14 protein-coding genes and 1 pseudogene are annotated in these 14,877 nt (G+C 64.0%); 11 read left to right on the top strand and 4 right to left on the bottom strand.

Going from position 1 to position 14,877, the window contains the following annotated elements; translation table 11 throughout:
- Window positions 1–267 precede the first annotated feature (267 nt).
- The 9 genes from mdcA to mdcH are packed head-to-tail and all read left to right on the top strand — an operon-like array spanning window position 268 to window position 7,640.
- Window positions 268–1,929 carry a malonate decarboxylase subunit alpha gene (mdcA, locus tag P0D96_RS34725; protein WP_408318168.1) on the top strand — a complete coding sequence of 554 codons (1,662 nt, stop codon included), beginning with the start codon at window positions 268–270 and terminating at the stop codon, window positions 1,927–1,929.
- Window positions 1,929–2,819, top strand: coding sequence for a triphosphoribosyl-dephospho-CoA synthase (locus P0D96_RS34720; protein WP_408318167.1), 891 nt, complete (start codon window positions 1,929–1,931; stop codon window positions 2,817–2,819). The genes mdcA and P0D96_RS34720 overlap by 1 nt, the downstream gene beginning before the upstream one ends.
- A gap of 8 nt (window positions 2,820–2,827) precedes the next feature.
- Complete coding sequence (locus P0D96_RS34715; protein WP_132380905.1) at window positions 2,828–3,136, top strand: malonate decarboxylase subunit delta; 309 nt, start codon at window positions 2,828–2,830, stop codon at window positions 3,134–3,136.
- Between the two features lie 5 nt (window positions 3,137–3,141).
- Entirely contained in the window at window positions 3,142–3,993 is an 852-nt protein-coding gene (locus P0D96_RS34710; RefSeq protein WP_408181241.1) for a biotin-independent malonate decarboxylase subunit beta, read from the top strand.
- Complete coding sequence (gene mdcE / locus P0D96_RS34705; protein ID WP_408290972.1) at window positions 3,990–4,805, top strand: biotin-independent malonate decarboxylase subunit gamma; 816 nt, start codon at window positions 3,990–3,992, stop codon at window positions 4,803–4,805. Before P0D96_RS34710 ends, mdcE begins: the two co-directional genes overlap by 4 nt.
- Window positions 4,806–4,864: 59 nt before the next feature.
- Complete coding sequence (madL, locus tag P0D96_RS34700; protein WP_132380911.1) at window positions 4,865–5,260, top strand: malonate transporter subunit MadL; 396 nt, start codon at window positions 4,865–4,867, stop codon at window positions 5,258–5,260.
- Window positions 5,261–5,274: 14 nt separating this feature from the next.
- Complete coding sequence (gene madM / locus P0D96_RS34695) at window positions 5,275–6,042, top strand: malonate transporter subunit MadM (protein ID WP_132380913.1); 768 nt, start codon at window positions 5,275–5,277, stop codon at window positions 6,040–6,042.
- Between the two features lie 18 nt (window positions 6,043–6,060).
- Window positions 6,061–6,711, top strand: coding sequence for a malonate decarboxylase holo-ACP synthase (locus tag P0D96_RS34690; protein WP_408318165.1), 651 nt, complete (start codon window positions 6,061–6,063; stop codon window positions 6,709–6,711).
- Window positions 6,708–7,640 carry a malonate decarboxylase subunit epsilon gene (gene mdcH, locus P0D96_RS34685; protein ID WP_408318163.1) on the top strand — a complete coding sequence of 311 codons (933 nt, stop codon included), beginning with the start codon at window positions 6,708–6,710 and terminating at the stop codon, window positions 7,638–7,640. The genes P0D96_RS34690 and mdcH overlap by 4 nt, the downstream gene beginning before the upstream one ends.
- A gap of 11 nt (window positions 7,641–7,651) precedes the next feature.
- Here mdcH and P0D96_RS34680 read toward each other — a convergent pair whose 3' ends face one another.
- Window positions 7,652–8,566: a LysR family transcriptional regulator gene (locus P0D96_RS34680; RefSeq protein WP_408318161.1), complete on the bottom strand. Its 915-nt coding sequence runs from the start codon at window positions 8,564–8,566 to the stop codon at window positions 7,652–7,654.
- 396 nt (window positions 8,567–8,962) lie between these two features.
- Here P0D96_RS34680 and P0D96_RS34675 point away from each other — a divergent pair.
- Both P0D96_RS34675 and P0D96_RS34670 read left to right on the top strand, forming a co-directional pair.
- Window positions 8,963–9,107: pseudogene (locus P0D96_RS34675) on the top strand (ISKra4-like element ISBusp5 family transposase); the annotation flags it as partial.
- 305 nt (window positions 9,108–9,412) lie between these two features.
- Complete coding sequence (locus P0D96_RS34670) at window positions 9,413–10,813, top strand: FAD-binding oxidoreductase (protein ID WP_408318159.1); 1,401 nt, start codon at window positions 9,413–9,415, stop codon at window positions 10,811–10,813.
- 548 nt (window positions 10,814–11,361) lie between these two features.
- Here P0D96_RS34670 and clcA read toward each other — a convergent pair.
- The 3 genes from clcA to P0D96_RS34655 all read right to left on the bottom strand — a co-directional run bounded on the left by clcA (window position 11,362) and on the right by P0D96_RS34655 (window position 13,812).
- Window positions 11,362–12,684, bottom strand: coding sequence for a H(+)/Cl(-) exchange transporter ClcA (clcA, locus tag P0D96_RS34665; protein WP_408318157.1), 1,323 nt, complete (start codon window positions 12,682–12,684; stop codon window positions 11,362–11,364).
- Between the two features lie 180 nt (window positions 12,685–12,864).
- Window positions 12,865–13,263 carry a hypothetical protein gene (locus tag P0D96_RS34660; RefSeq protein WP_408318155.1) on the bottom strand — a complete coding sequence of 133 codons (399 nt, stop codon included), beginning with the start codon at window positions 13,261–13,263 and terminating at the stop codon, window positions 12,865–12,867.
- Window positions 13,264–13,332: 69 nt separating this feature from the next.
- Window positions 13,333–13,812 carry a glycine zipper family protein gene (locus P0D96_RS34655; protein ID WP_408181233.1) on the bottom strand — a complete coding sequence of 160 codons (480 nt, stop codon included), beginning with the start codon at window positions 13,810–13,812 and terminating at the stop codon, window positions 13,333–13,335.
- Window positions 13,813–14,877 lie beyond the last annotated feature (1,065 nt).

The following is a 14,877-nucleotide window of genomic DNA, read 5'->3' as shown; positions in this document are numbered from 1 at the left end:
AGGAAGCCCTCGCCGAGGCTCGGGAACTCGGGCCTGCAATTCCTCGCACATCAACCGGACGATGTCCATCGCGCGGTCGAGCACATCCGTCAGCGAAACCGGGAAAACCCCTGGGCGATGCGGTTAAGCCCCCTGCCCCGTTCTGTCACGGTTTCAGCGTTCACGTCAAATGATCATTACCCTTGGGATAACAGACGCGTCCCAAGCGTCATTGAACCGGTGCACCTCGCTCCCTAGACTTGCCTCATGTCTTGAGCGAGAGTCCACATGTCCAGTCAAAGTCAGACCCAATCCCGCTGGGCCACGCGCCGTGCGGAAAAACATCGCCGCCTCGCGCAGGTTGCATCGATCGCGGATGGCATGGTGCTACCCACCGAACGCATCGTCGATGTCCTGCAGGCGCTCGTCGCCCCGGGCGACCGCGTGGTCGTCGAGGGTAACAACCAGAAACAGGCGGATTTCCTGTCGCGTTCCCTCGCGAAGGTCGATCCGGAAGTCGTCCACAACCTGCATCTCATCATTCCGAGCGTGAGCCGCGCCGAGCATCTCGATCTCTTCGAACACGGCATCGCCAGAAAGCTCGACTTCGCGTATGCCGGCGCGCAGAGCCTGCGCATCTCGCAGTTCCTGCAGGACGGTATCCTCGAAATCGGCGCGATCCATACCTACATCGAACTCTATGCGCGGCTCTACGTGGACCTCACGCCGAACGTCGTGCTGTGCGCCGGCTACAAGGCAGATCGCGAAGGCAATCTCTACACGGGTCCGAGCACCGAAGACACGCCGTCGCTCGTCGAAGCCGCCGCGTTTCGCGACGGCATCGTGATCGCACAGGTCAACGAGATCGTCGACAATCCGAAGGACCTGCCGCGCGTCGATATCCCCGGCTCGTGGATCGATTTCGTGGTGCAGGCCGACAAGCCGTTCTTCATCGAGCCGCTCTTCACGCGCGATCCGCGCCTCATCACGCCGATCCAGGTGCTGATGGCGATGATGGCGATTCGCGGCATCTACGAGAAGCATCAGGTTCAGTCGCTCAATCACGGCATCGGCTTCAATACGGCCGCGATCGAACTGATCCTGCCAACCTACGGCGAGAAGCTCGGTCTCAAGGGCAAGATCTGCCGCCACTGGACACTCAATCCACATCCGACGCTGATCCCCGCGATCGAAACCGGCTGGGTCGACAGCGTGCACTGCTTCGGCGGCGAACTCGGCATGGAAGCCTACGTCGCGCAAAGGCCCGACATCTTCTTCACCGGCCACGACGGCTCGATGCGCTCCAATCGCACGATGTGCCAGCTCGCGGGGCAATACGCGGTGGACATGTTCATCGGCTCCACACTGCAGATGGATGGAGAAGGCAACTCGTCGACGGTGACGCACGGGCGGCTCACCGGCTTCGGCGGCGCGCCCAACATGGGCCACGATCCGCACGGCCGGCGCCACGCGACGCCCGCGTGGCTCGATCTGCTGCAGACGGACAGCCCGCTGGAGCGCGGCCGCAAGCTCGTGGTGCAGATGGTCGAGACGTTCCAGGCGGGCGGCCAGCCGACCATCGTCGAATCGATCGACGCCGTCGAGGTCGGCCGCGAATCCGGCATGCCGCTCGCGCCCGTGATGATCTACGGCGACGATGTCACGCACGTGCTGACCGAGGAAGGCATCGCGTATCTCTACAAGGCGCGCTCGCTCGACCATCGCAAGGAGATGATCGCGGCCGTCTCGGGCGTCACGCCGATCGGTCTCAAGAGCGACGCAGGCAAGCTCGCGGCGCTGCGCCGCGATGGCTTCGTCGCGCTGCCCGAGGACCTCGGCATCCACCGCAGCGAAGCGAGCCGGTCGCTGCTCGCCGCGAAGAGCATGGCCGATATCGTCGACTGGTCGGACGGGCTGTACGAGCCGCCCGCACGCTTTCGGAGCTGGTAATGCGCGAGAACCTCGCAATGAACGCGGCGCAGCCGCTGCGCCAGGCGCCGGACCTGGCCGACCATTTCGGCGCACATGTGGTGGAAGCGCTGATTGACGAAGTCACGCTCGCGCCGAAGCCCGGACTCGTCGATATCCACAGCCGCGGCGCGCATCTCGATCTCGACTGGAAACTGATGTGCGCATCGGCACTCGCATTGCAGCCGACGTTCGTCGAACTGGCGCGTGCAGGCATCGAAACGCAACCGCTGCTCGCGCTGCGTGAGCGCATCGGCGGAATCGGGCGCGTTGGCGAAGCGCGCATGCTCGATGCGACCGGCGGCGTGAATACGCATCGCGGCGCGATCTGGGCGCTCGGGCTGCTCGTGACCGGCGCAGCGCGTGAACCGGCGGACCTCGCGCCGGAGGCAGTCGCCGCACGCGCCGGATCGATTGCGCGTGTGCAGGATCGGCACGCGCCCGCGCTGACCGGCAACAAGGGCGAGCAGGCGTGCCTCGACTACAACGTCGGCGGCGCGCGCGGACAGGCGCAGGCCGGCTTTCCGCACGTCGTGGACGTCGCGCTGCCGGAACTCGTGCGTTCGCGCATGCGCGGCGACAGCGAAACGGCCGCGCGCCTGAACGCGCTGCTCGCCGTGATGGCGAGCCTCGACGACACCTGCGTGCTCGCGCGCGGCGGACCCGACGCGCTCGTCGAGATGCAGGACGGCGCGCGGAGCGTTCTGGAGCAAGGCGGCGCCGCGGCGCTCGCGGGGCGCCGCGAACTGAAGGCGCTCGACCGCCGTCTCGTCGAGCTGCACGTATCGCCCGGGGGAGCCGCCGACCTGCTCGCCGCCACGCTCTTTCTCGACCGGCTTCAACGCGAAGCCGCTCACACGTCGAACACATAGGAACACACATGGAAACCATCGTCCTTGAATTCCCGGCGGGGCAACCCGTACAAGGCCGCGCGCTCGCGGGCGTCGTCGCCTCGGGCGACCTCGAAGTGCTGCTCGAAGCGAACACGGCGCACCGCACCGTCGTGAGCGTCACGACTTCCGTCGACGGCAAGGGCCGCCTCTGGCAGGCCGTGCTCGAACGCATCTTCGGCGACGGGTCGCTCCCCGCCGCGAAGCTCGAAATCAACGATTCGGGCGCGACGCCGGGGGTCGTGCAGATGCGCATCGGGCAGGTCTTCGAACAACTGAAATCAACCGGCGGAGCGTGATGATCATGGATACACAGCAACTGCTCGAACGCCAGAGCTTCATTGAGCTCGACGCGCGCAGCCGCGCGAAGAAGCTGCTCGATGAAGGCACCTTCAGCGAACTGATCGATCCGTTCCAGCGCATCACGTCGCCGTGGCTCATGCGCCAAGGCATCGTGACGCAGGCCGACGACGGCATGGTAGTCGCGAAGGGAACCATCGACGGGCAGCCAGCCGTCGTGCTTGGCATCGATGGCGGATTCCAGGGCGGCAGCATGGGCGAGGTGTCGGCGGCGAAGATCGCGGGCAGCCTCGAACTCGCCGCCGAGGACAACCGCAAAGGCATCCCGACGCGCGCCGTCATCCTCTTCGAAACGGGCGGCGTGCGCTTGCAGGAAGCCAATCTCGGGCTCGCCGCGATCGCGGAAATTCACGCAGGCATCGTCGACTTGCGGCGCTATCAGCCGGTGATCGGCATCACGGCCGGGCCGATCGGCTGCTATGGGGGCATGTCGATCGCGGCGGGACTGTGCAGCTATCTGATCGGCACCCGCGAAGCGCGCCTGGGCCTAAACGGTCCGGCGGTCATCGAACAGGAAGCGGGCATCGCCGAATTCGATTCGCGCGACCGTCCGATGATCTGGAGCTTCACCGGCTGCGAGCAGCGGCATCGCACGGGACTCGTCGACGACTACGTCGCCGACGACGCCGACGCGATCCGCGCGGCCGTCATCGAACGCTTTCGCGCGGGGCGGCCCGAGGCATGCCGCAGCGAGCGCGTCGCGGGTTTTCTGACGCGGCTTTCCGAGGTCGATCCGGGCGTGCAGGCCACGCCGGAACAGGCGGCCGCCATCTACGGCAAGGGGTTTCAGTTATGAGCACACAAGAGCTTTCGAAGCGCGGCGCAGTCTGGCTCGACGCGCTCACTTACAGCGCGCCGCTGCAGGCTGGTTATCCGCCTTCGGTGCGAGTCGCCGATGCGCGGTTGGGCGACCATCCCACGCGCTTCATCGCCGTGGTGCCCGATCCGGACAATCCGTTCCCGCGGGCGCGCGGCGGCGAGGTCGGTCTCGTCGAAGGATGGGAAGTGGCGCGCGCGGTGCGTGAGGTCGTCGATGCGGATTGCAAGCGTGAAGAGAAACGCGCGATCGTCGCGGTGATCGACGTGGCGAGCCAGGCGTACGGCCGGCGCGAGGAAGCGTACGGCATCCACCAGGCGCTCGCCGCCGCCGCCGATGCCTACGCCAGCGCGCGTCTCGCGGGCCATCCGGTGATCGGGCTGATCGTCGGGCGCGCGATGTCGGGGGCGTTTCTCGCGCACGGCTATCAGGCCAACCGCCTCATCGCACTCGCCGATCCGAAGGTCATGGTCCACGCGATGGGCAAGGAATCGGCGGCGCGGGTCACGCTCCGCTCGGTCGCCGATCTCGAAGCGTTCACGGCGCGCGTCCCGCCGATGGCCTACGACATCGACAACTACGCATCGCTCGGGCTGCTCTGGAAACTCCTGAGCGTAACCAACGCCGATGCGCCGACCAACGCCGATCAGACCACCGTCGAGAAGGCGCTGCAAGCCGCTTTCGACGACATCCGCAACGACCCGTCGCGCGGTCTGGAAAGTCGGCTCGGCAGCGAGCACCGCGCGGCCTCCGCGACGGTTCGCCGCAAGCTGCGGGAGCAATGGCGGTAGAGCGTCACTTCTCGCACCGGCTCGTCAGAAGCCAATAAAGGTATTACAGGAGACATGAAATGATCATCTATGGAACTGCACTTCTCGCGTTCTGCCATCTCGCGGGACTCTTTCTCGGCGACCTGCTCGGCGTCGCGATCGGCGTGAAGACGAACGTCGGCGGCGTCGGCATCGCGATGCTGCTGCTGATTTTCCTGAAGCTCTATCTGCAAAAGAAGGGACTGCTGCCGAAGGAAACCGAATTTGGGGTCGGCTTCTGGGGCGCCATGTACATCCCCGTCGTCGTCGCGATGGCGGCTAACCAGAACGTCGTCGCCGCGCTCAAAGGCGGCCCCGTCGCACTGCTTTCGGCATTGGGGGCTGCGGCCGTCTGCGCATGCTGCATTGCCGTTCTTTCCCGCACCGGTCGCGATAGCACATCGTTCGTGAACGCTCCGCATCTTGAAGAAATCTGAATCAGGAGTCAGTCATGTTGCAAATTCTCGATAAAAATCTGATTCAGAACGGCCTCGTCACTGCGTTCGCGCTGGTGGGCCTCATCATGTGGGTGTCGTCGCTGATTTCGCGCAAGCTGACCTTCGGCCGCGTGCACGGCTCGGCAATCGCCATCGTAATCGGCCTCGCGCTCGCCTATGTCGGCGGCGCCTTCACCGGCGGGCAAAAGGGTATCGCCGACCTGCCGCTCTTTACCGGCATCGGTCTCATGGGCGGCGCGATGCTGCGCGACTTCGCGATCGTCGCGACCGCGTTCGAGGTGCAGGCCACCGAGGCGCGTAAGGCGGGACTCATTGGCGTGGTGTCGCTGCTGCTCGGGACCGTGCTGCCGTTCATCGTCGGCGCGAGCATCGCGCATGCGTTCGGCTACACCGATGCTGTCAGCATGACGACCATTGGCGCGGGCGCCGTCACGTATATCGTGGGACCGGTGACGGGCGCGGCGATCGGCGCGAGCTCGGATGTGATCGCGCTCAGCATCGCGACGGGCCTCATCAAGGCGATCATCGTGATGATCGGCACGCCGCTCGCGGCCGGTTTCATGGGACTGAAGACGCCGCGCTCCGCGATGATCTTCGGCGGCCTGGCGGGCACGGTGAGCGGTGTGAGCGCGGGTCTCGCCGCGACCGATCGTCGGCTCGTGCCTTACGGGGCGCTGATCGCGACGTTCCATACGGGCGTCGGCTGCCTGCTCGGACCTTCGCTGTTGTTCTTTGCGACTAAGGCTTTGATGGACGCTTGATGGCTTGGGAGAATCCTCTTGTCTACCTCTCACGAACCGCTTCGCCCGCACGACCTCCTGTGGATCAGTGAGCGGGAGGACCTTCGTTCGACATCGGAAGTACCTGGATGGGCTTCGCGCGAGTGGCTTTCGCACGCGCCGGTGGTCATGCGGCGCGAAGCGGTCGGCGAGCAGGGCGTGGTGCCGGTCGGGCTTCGCGGTCGTGCACGCAGTGAGCGGTTCGCCGCTCACGTGGCGCGCGAGCGCATTCGTCTCAGCGTCACGCCCGAGGCGCTCACCAAAGGCCGCGCCTGGCGGACGAACGCCGCACTCACGACGCTGCCCTGCGTGCGCGCACTCAGTCGCATCGCGCCAGAACTCGACCGGCTTCGGTTGACGTGGGGCATCACCGGCAGCGTCGGCTTTGCGCTTGCGAGCGGCGTGAGCACGCTGCGGCAGGACAGCGACCTCGATCTGCTGCTGCGCGCATCGAAGCCTCTACCGCGCGACGAAGCCCGCTCGCTTCTCGCGTTGCTGCAAGCGTCGCCCGCGCGCATCGACATGCAGGTCGACACAGGCCGCGGCGGGTTCGCGCTCGCGGAATGGGCCGGCAACGCGGATCGCGTTCTGCTGAAAACGGGGCATGGACCCTTGCTCGTATCGGATCCCTGGGTTGGCGACGCATCATGAGCGTACTGTTCACATTCCCCGGTCAGGGCTCGCAGCGCCCGGGCATGTTGCATGCGCTCCCGTCTCACGCCGAAGTCGCTCGAACACTGCAGGAAGCCAGCGACACGTTGGGCTACGACGTCACATCGCTCGACGATACCGATTCGCTGCGCTCTACCGTCGCGGTGCAACTTTGCATCTTGATCGCGGGCGTCGCTCAGGCACGCGTGATGAGCGCCCGCGGCTACGAACCCGACATGGTGGCGGGGCTTTCGATCGGCGCCTATCCGGCCGCCGTGATCGCGGGCGCGCTTCAATACGCCGACGCCGTGAAGCTCGTCGAGTTGCGCGGCCACTTGATGGAACGCGCCTACCCGAGCGGCTACGGCCTGACTGCGATCATCGGCATGACGCAGCGGGCGCTCGAACGACTGATCGCGCAAGTGAACAGCGAGGCCACGCCCGTGTTCCTTGCGAACATTAACGCAGAAACGCAGATGGTCGTTGCAGGAAGCGATGCTGCCATGCACCGCCTTACGACGCTTGCGATCGAATACGGGGCGCAACGCTGCGAGCGTCTCGACGTGGCGACTCCGTCGCATTGCGCTTTGCTCGACGCACCCGCGGTGGCGCTCGCCGATGCCTTTGGCCAGATCACCGTACGCGCGCCTCGTATCGTGTATCTGAGCAGCAACATTGCACGCCCGCTTTTTGACGGCCCACGCATCGCGGCCGATCTTGCAGGCAACATGGCGCGGCAGGTGCGCTGGCATGACACCGTGAGGCTTGCGTGGGAACGAGGCGCACGCCTCGCCGTCGAGATGCCGCCGGCCAACGTGCTGACCCGGTTGAGCAGCGCGATTCTCACAGAGGGGATCGCGGTGAGTTGCAGCGAGACGGCGCTGCCGGACCTTGGCGCGCTGATCGAGCGGGAACGGGTGCGCGAGTGAGGGCTGAAACCTCAGCCAGCCCTTCTCGTGCAAAGACGGCAGACGGCCATCAGCGCCAACAGGTTCGGGTCGCGCTCGCGTGCGTGCAGAAAGCTGACACCGATTGACTGGCGCATCAGGTATTGCGGCTTGAGAGGAATGAATTGCACCTTGTCGCCGAACACGCCACGCACGCGGCCTGGTAATAGCGTATACCCGACCCCGCCGCTCACAAGGTTCATCAGCGAAAAAATATCGCCGACTTTCATGGTCACCTTCGGCGTGAAGTCCGCGACGCGAAATGCCTCCATAAAGCCTCGATATGTCACGAAGCCCTCGCCGAGGGAAACGAAGGTCTCGTCGCGGCAGTCCCGCAAATCGACCGCCTCCTGGTTCGCGTATGGTGAACCGGCAGGCGCCGCGAAAAAGATGTCGTCTTCGAAAAGTGGGATGGAATCGACTTCGGGCTCGCCGTCCGGCAAGGCCATCAGGGCCGCATCGACGGTGCCCTGTTTCAGCTTGTCGAGCAGTTCGGCATTCGAACCGAGCACGAGTTCGACTTGGAGCGTCGGCCGCCGCACCTTGATGTCGACAACGATGTCAGGCACGGTCCTGATGGTCAGCGAGTACAGCGAGCCGATCTTCAGCCGGTCCGACGAATACCCCGCCGCCTCACGGGTCGCGTGAATGCCGGCGGACATCAGAGTGAGCACCTCTTGTGCCACATCGGCGAGCATTTGCGCAGCTTCCGTCGACTTGAGGTTGCGGCCTTCATGCCGGAAGAGCGCACATCGTACGCCCTGTTCGAGCGAGTGCAGCGCTCGATGCACGCTGACCGTGCTCACGTTCAGCGCCTCGGCTGCCTTCGACAGGTTTCCGGTCTCCATGAATGCGAGCAGGACTTCCAGCTTGCGAAAGGTGATCTCATCGTCGATTCGGTCGCGCATTTCGATCCGGGGGAAGGTCAAAATTGACAATTATCGGCGCATGAGACCGCTGGACAAGTAGCGATAACCCCGCATTCTTCGCGACAAGCGGGCGGGCATTGCTGTCGTCAAGAACCTCGGAAAATGGCTTAGACCAAAAAAGTTTGCTCCGGCTTCGAAAACGCGACTTTCTCGCTTCATTAAGTCGATGTCGGGCATTGCGTCTCCTCCGAATGGCTTCATAACTAATGCCCCGGACGGCTTTGTCGCATGTCAAGCCACGCGCTTCGATTCGGCTCGCGCGGTTGGTCTTCGTTTTCGTAACGTAACCCGCGCGCCATCAACAGATCAAATAACCTGGATAGCGGATAGTTAGCCTCGGTGAAAATTCAAGTCTCGCGCTTCACCCGGCGTATTCAGAAGCGGCGCTGGAGTCGAGTGGGAGCACACAGCGTCGTGCAAGTGCGCGTCGCTGTTGAACCAAGAATTTGACGAACTCGCTCGGCGACAGTTTCCGTGGATTGGACAACGACGTGTTACATGGACCTGGCAGAGAACATCCCCCGGGGTTTTTAACGGCTTCCATCAACACTTGGGGTCCTGGATGTTGTACGTCTTAAGTGCTGATTGAATGACTATGGGTTCAGCCGCCTTAATCCTGTCGCGAACCTTGATATGCGGCCTACATTTTCCTAGAGTGAAGCTGGGCCGCATTGGGCCAGAGTTACGACTAGAAATCGTCAGTTGTCCATTTTTTCGAATGCACTCTGTATACGTCATCGGCGCGGGACTTCGCGGTATTTTATGTAGCGCTTGACGCCCACATAGGCGTACTGATTGATTAGCAAGTCGCCGAAGGAGGATGCGATGATCAATTCTTCTGAAATTCGGCAATCCGGCTTTCGGGGTGAGCTCATTCAGTCTGAGGATCCGGATTACGATGAGGCGCGTGCCGTCTTCAATGTCTCGATTGACAAGCGTCCTGTGCTGATCGCGCGCTGCGTCGACGCCGACGACGTGGCAAGGGTTGTGGTGCTCGCGCGCAAGCACAACCTGCCGCTTGCCGTACGCAGCACCGGTCACAACGTCGCCGGATATGCCGTATGCAACGACGGCGTCGTGGTCGATCTGTCGCGCATGAAAGCCATCACGGTAGATCCGTCGGCGCGCACCGTGCGTGCGGAAAGCGGTTGCAATTGGGGCGAAGTCAATGACGCGCTCCAGCCGTATGGCCTTGCCGCCACGGGCGGCTTCGTGTCAATCACCGGCGTGGCTGGACTGACGCTGGGCGGTGGCCTCGGCTGGCTCGTTCGCAAGCATGGACTTGCGCTTGACAATCTGCTGGGCGCCGAGGTCGTGCTCGCCGACGGTCGCAGGGTGAAGGCCAGCAGCCACGAGAATGAGGATCTGTTCTGGGCGATACGCGGCGGCGGAGGCAACTTTGGTGTGGTGACTTCGTTCGAATTCAAGGTGCACCCGGCCGGAACGGTGCTCGCTGGCATTGTGCTCCATCCCGCCGGAGCAGCGGCGGGTGCAATCCGCAGATGGCGCGATCTCGAAGCGGAAGCACCGGACGAATCGACGCTAGGCGCGCTTCTGTTCCACATGCCGGACGATCCTTCACTGCCTCCACCGATGCGCGGCGCCCCGGTCGCTGGTCTGGGTGGCGTCTACGCCGGGCCGGTGGAAGAAGGCGAGAAAATCCTACGGCGATTGCGCGAATACGGGCCGCCCCTTGTCGACAAGTTCGCACCCACGCCATACAACGATGCGCAGCGCATGGCGGACTTCCTGTGGCCGCCGGGCCTGCACAGTTACTGGAAATCGAGCTACTTCAAGGCGTTCGACGACGCGGCCGTCGACATCGTGGTCGATCGTTTCGCGCATGTCCCGTCACGGCATACCGTGATCGTCCTGGAGAACTATGGCAACAGCGCATGGAGCCGCGTTCCCGAATCGGCGACCGCGTTCGGGCATCGCAACTGGCCGTGGAATATCGTGGTAACGTCTGCATGGTCCGATGCAAAGGATAGCGAACGGAACATTGCGTGGACGCGTGAGCTGCTTGACGCACTGGGGCCGTACAGGGCGCCGGGTGCGTACGTAAACTATCTCGGCGGCGACGAGGGCTTCGCAGGATTGCAGGCGGCGTATGGAACCAAGCTCGGGCGGCTCGGCGCGATCAAAGCGCAGTACGACCCGACGAACCTGTTCCGCCTGAACCAGAACATCGCGCCTGCGCCGCACGCGGACGCGCCGGGGGGATGAGTCGGTCTACCGGTCGTGCAGGCCGCCCGTTGCGAAGCACCGCGCAGGCGTGGCGGCATCGCTCCTTCGCCGTGCGAGAAAACAGTCCGCACCCTATTACGACACGATCCAGCGAAGCTCGGCGTAACGCAGGCAAGCCGGGCGGTCGCTGACCGGCCGAGATGGAATGGACACCGCCCTCGCTGCGGGGAATCGGCCATATCCGACCCGCACGCACTGTTAATGTGTGAAACGAAGGTTGACTGTGAGATGGGCCGCGATGCAGGCCAAGTTCAGAATAGCTGGGCGCCTAATTCGCGCGGGCTGCCCGCTTTGACCGTGCTGATGAATGTCCTGCATTCGTTGCGTCGAGCGATTCGATCATCGCGCGCTGCGCACGTGCTTCCGCGATGACGCGCACGTTGCGCATCTGGTAGCACAGCAACGCACCGATGATCGGGCACGAGGCCTGCTGCCCGTGTCCGGAATCGCAGCGTCGTCGCGTCCGGTACGGACTCGCAACCCAGGTCAATACCCACAGTGAGAGCGCCAACTCACCGACGGGTCCATCATTGCGCAGGTTTCCCTGCGTGCCCGCTTTTATGCGGAAGGCGCTCGCCCAGCGAATCGTAGATCGGCGGACAGCGCAGCAAGATGGGAACGATCATCGCGCTGAAACATGCGGTGAGCATCGGTAAAAGTAGGGTGAAACTCCCCGTCATTTCAGTGGCGAGGACGATGCCGGTAATCGGCGCGCGCACGACGGCCGCGAAAATGGCCGCCATCGCTACCACGGTGAACGCGGTCGGATCAGCGGCCACCCCGGGGAACCAGTGCGTGCAGATCCGGCCGAACGCGAGGCCCGTTTGTGCGCCGAGCACGAGCATCGGCGCAAACAGTCCGCCCGGGGTATTCGCTGCATATGACACGGCACCCAGCCCGAAGCGGATCAGGAGCGTGAGCGCGATGCCGGAAAGCGCGCCTGTGCCCACGAGGGCGCTCTGTGTGACCGCGTCGCCGCCACCCACCAGGTCCGGCGCAAGCCACGCGAGCAGTCCTACCGCTGCGCCGACAAGCGCCGCGCGCGTTTCGACCGGCCAGCGTGCGAGCCGGTCGGAGGCGGCGAGCGCCAGGAGTATTGCGCGGCAATAGGCGGCGCCCAGCAGCCCGACGACGACGCCGAGGGCGAGGTGCGCCGGCACCGTGCCGAAGCCCGGGAAGGGCTGCGCCGCGAACTGAAAGTCCGGCGAGTCGCCGTGCATCAAGCGCGCCACCGCGATTGCGCCGGCCGATGCGCCGAGTGCCGCGATGGTCGTACGCGTCTCGAAGCGGCGCACCAGTTCCTCGAGTACGAATACCGCGCCGGCGATCGGTGCATTGAATGCCGTCGCAAGTCCGGCACCGGCGCCCGCCGCGAGCAGTACCCGGCAGTCGTCCGCATTGCGGCGAAAGAGTGTACCGAGCAAATGAGCGATCGAGGCGCCCATTTGAACCGTGGGACCTTCGCGGCCCAGCGCGAGCCCGGCGCCGATGGCGAGCACGCCGCCCACGAACTTCACCGGGATGAGCGCCAAGGGCGCGGTGGGTTGGTCGCCGTTCAGCACGGACTCGACGTGAGGGATGCCGCTGCCGCTCGCCTCCGGCGCGAAACGCCTGACGAGCCACGCGGCAAGTGCGGTCGATGCCGACGCGGCGAGCAGCACGAGGACGAAGCCGACGACGGCATGCTCGGAACGCGCCCACGCAATGAACACGTCGCGCGCCTGGTCCGCTCGTCCGAGCGAGAGCCGGAAAAGCGTTCCCAGCGCTCCGCAGGCCGCACCCGCGATGAGCGAAACGATGGCGAGCGCGACGAGCTCTGCGTGCTGCTTCTCGACATCCTCGCTGTTCATGATCTACGCATGTCCGATTAGGAGCACGTGCAACGGAGAATCTCCGATGACGCTGGCATGTGGCCGCTTCCATGACAACAGCGGAACCCGGTGCTCGAAGTGCGACATCGGCGCCGGGGCGATCCGGGTTCGTGCCTCCCGCGCGACGCGATTGGCGCGGCATCCGGAGCCGCGAGCGAGCTACGACGGCGTACAGGCGCCGAAGAGCACGAACACGTCTTCACGGTTGACGAGGGTCGTGGACATGCTGCCCGTCTTGGTATCGAGTGCAATGCTCCAGCCGTAGCCCAGCTCGGTGCCTTGAAGGAGCAACTGGCCCTCGCTCGGCTCCATGTGCCGGATCTCGGTGGTGCGCTGCGACCCGATCACGGCTTTTTTGGCGAAGTTGATGCGGATGAATTGCGGCGCGCCAAGGACCGCCGGCACCGTTCGATAGCAAACCTCCCCGACGCCGCAGAAATGCGCATCGATAGTGGCGCACAACAGCGGCTTGCTGCCGTCGAAGTCTGCGCCGAGCACCCATGACGGCGTCGAGCAAACGAGGATCGCGAGGGTGCTTGTCCGCAGTGTCTTCAACATAGCTGCTTCTCCTGCCTGTCGTGAATCAGCGAGCAAGCGCTCGATGGACTGGATCACCGGCGCCAGTGACTACTCGACTGTGTAGCCACGGCCGGTCATGCACGCTCCCACCGCACGGTTGTATGTCGAAAGCTGACTCGACGCCTGTTGCTGCATGCTTCCCTGCTCCATAGCCGCTTGCTGTTGCTCGCGCCGCATCCGCATGCCGCTCCCCATCGTTCCGACAAGTGCGCCGATTCCCGCTCCCTCGCCCCAATGGCCGCCAGCGGCGCCGCCTATCAGCGTTCCGAACAACGCACCGCCCGCAGCGCCGCGGAACAAGTGGCCTTGCTGCGAGGGTGGTGGTGGGCTGCTCGCCATCTGCTGCGCGAGCGCGACAGGATTGACGCCGGTGGTTTGCTGAGCCCACGCCTGGCATTCTGCGGTGTCCGTTCGCTGGCGTTCCGGGCTCTGCCCCCGGGCGGGATAAATGATGGGCTGCTGCGCCGCTGCCGCAATTGCCAGCGACGAGATCGCCAGGCCGATCGAAAGTCGAACAATTCGTTGCATTGCGAAAAGCCCCAAAAAATGCTTTCGAATATTCGCCGACCCGCCTATCGACGGCGGTGAACACGCCGTCAAGGCGCAAAGCCGAAACCGGAACCGTGCACGTCACCACCGTCCCGATCGGCCCGCCACTTCCTTGCCGTGACGTATCTCTTGCGGCCCGAGGTTTCTCAGAATCGTTGACGTCGTCTTCGAGATCCGCCTGGCGCGCACGACGCTTGGCCATTGCGAATATGAGACAAGCATTCGTCGATGAGCAGACGACGGTTCGCAACTCATGATGGCTGAAAGGAGTATTGATCTCGTCTGCGTTAAAAGGCAATTGAACTTTGGTCCAATATCGCTTCAACCGCATCAAACATTTTCGCCGCGTCTCCACTCGATATGACAAGCTCGCCGACAGCTATCTCGTGTTGCATCGCTTGCCCGCGCATTTGGCACCGTCGCAAATGTGAACACAGCCTTCCAGGATATGCCGCCAGTATGCGGCTCGCGGCGCGGATCTTGAGGCGTAGTGTGGTTTTCCCCGACACGGTCGGATCGATTCGGCTGGCGGCCCGGACTGTGGATTGCCGCGGACGTTACGTATCTCACGGGCGGCCGGACAATGATCAATGGCGTCGAGAACCAAGATCTGCAAAGCAGTACTCGCTATGGGATCACGTTGTCGGTTCCACTTGCTGCACAATGGTCAACCAAACTCGCATGGTCGCGTGGGTTATCGACACGCATCGGTGGAAATTTCCAGACCGTCGCGGTCGCGCTCCAATACCGCTGGTTCAATCGCTGGCTGAACGTGGAAACACTTGGGCTCGCCACTATTCGCGCCACGACTGGTGCGCTTTTACAAGGATCTGCAACGTGCCGGGCGGAGACTCGGACTTGTCCCACGTCAGCGGACGGTCGCGGCCCGTAATAACGCAATGGCGCCGTGGGCACGTCGCGACGGGTGGAGCTGGAGTTGCCCCGGTTTCGCCAACGGGTTACAGCTCGGGTTGCAATGCTCTCACGCCTGGCGTCGTGCGCGCCTTCACGATGCGGTCATTTCGAAGACGTGGTAGCTCCATA

The sequence above is a fragment of the Paraburkholderia sp. RL17-347-BIC-D genome (genome assembly GCF_046027915.1).
Taxonomy (GTDB): domain Bacteria; phylum Pseudomonadota; class Gammaproteobacteria; order Burkholderiales; family Burkholderiaceae; genus Paraburkholderia.
Note: the sequence above shows the minus strand (reverse complement) of the source record. Positions and strands in the feature narration are given on the sequence as shown.